The 1576-nt window shown below is 73.7% G+C and carries 1 protein-coding gene; it reads right to left on the bottom strand.

The window, feature by feature from the left end; all coding sequences use genetic code 11:
• A partial coding sequence (locus IJH84_RS10860; protein WP_295143503.1) for an acyltransferase domain-containing protein occupies positions 1-1576 on the bottom strand: 1576 nt, incomplete at both ends.

The following is a 1576-nucleotide window of genomic DNA, read 5'->3' as shown; positions in this document are numbered from 1 at the left end:
GCCGCTCGTCGGTGGCCAGCACCGAGACCACGCCCGCCACCTCGACCGACCCGGCCAGCCGCGCGGCGAGCACCCCGCGGTCGAGGCAGTCGTCGTCCAGGACCAGTTCGCGGACCTCGGCGCCGTGCGCGTGCAACGCGTCCACGACGTCGTCGCAGGCGGCCTCGGGGGTGCTGACCACCAGCCAGGTGCCATCCAGCACCGCGGGTGCGGGCGTGCTCAGCGGCCGCCAGTCGACGCGGTAGCGCCAGCTGTCCAGCTGCTCCTGCTGCTGCCTGCCCTGCCGCCAGGACGACAGCGCAGGCAGCAGCGAGTACAGCGCCGCGTGCTGCGAGTCCTCCAGCCCGAGCAACCCGGCCAGCCGGTCGGTGTCGCCCTGCTCGACCGCGCCCCACAGCTCGTCGTCCGCGGCCGCCGGGCGCGGTCCGGGCGCGGGCTCCGGCCAGTAGGACTCGTGCTGGAAGGCGTAGGTCGGCAGCGGAACGCGCTCGCCGTCGAAGGCAGCGGCGAGGTCGACGGACACGCCGCGGATGTGCAGCTCGGCCAGCGCGCCGAGCAATGCCAGCTCTTCGCCGCGGTCGGCGCGCTGAGCGGGCACAGCGGAGATGTCGTCGGCAGCGGCGGAGCCGACCGCCACGGAAGCTTCGATGGTTTCCTGCGCCATCGCGGAAAGCACGCCGTCCGGCCCGAGTTCCAGGAACGTGCTCACCCCGGCCTCGGTCATCGCCCGCACGCCGTCGGCGAACCGCACGGCTTCCCGCACGTGGCGCACCCAATACTCGGGCGTGCACAGCTGATCCGGGTCAGCGATCGCACCGGTCACATTGGACACGATCGGGATCCGCGGCGGTTCGTAGCGCAGGCTCTCCGCCACCGCGCGGAATTCCGCGAGCATCGGCTGCATCAGCGGCGAGTGGAAGGCGTGGCTGACGGTGAGCCGCTTGGTGCGGCGATCGGCGAAGCGCGCGGCGATCCCGGCGACGGGCTCCTCGGCGCCGGAGAGCACGACCGACCGCGGGCCGTTGACCGCCGCGAGCGAGACCTCATCGGTCAGCAGCGGTGCGATCTCGTCCTCGGTCGCCTCGACCGCGATCATCGCGCCACCGCGCGGCAACGCCTGCATGAGCCGGGCTCGGGCGGCTACCAGCGCACAGGCGTCGGACAGCGACAGCACCCCGGCGACGTGCGCGGCAACCAGCTCGCCGATGGAGTGCCCGGCCAGCTGCGCGGGCGCCACGCCCCACGGCTCGACCAGCCGGAACAGCGCCACTTCCAGCGCGAACAGCGCGGGCTGGGCGTAGCCGGTGTCGTGCAGCCACTCGCCGGAGTCGCCGAACAGCACCTCCCGCACGCCCGGGACGGACTCGCGGTCGAAGTGGGCCAGCACCTCGTCCAGCTCAGCGGCGAAAGCGGGGAACCGCTCGGCGAGTTCACGCCCCATTCCGGGCCGCTGGCTGCCTTGCCCGGTGAACAGCACACCTAGCCTGCCGGGCTGCGGCTCGCCGTCCAGCACCGCGGCCGACGGCCGGTCGGCGGCCAGCGCGCGCAGCGCCTCCAACAGCTCGTCCCGGTCGGT

This window comes from Saccharopolyspora sp. (assembly GCF_017434145.1).
Taxonomy (GTDB): Bacteria; Actinomycetota; Actinomycetes; order Mycobacteriales; family Pseudonocardiaceae; genus Saccharopolyspora_C; species Saccharopolyspora_C galaxeae.
This window is presented reverse-complemented; position numbering and strand designations above follow the sequence as displayed.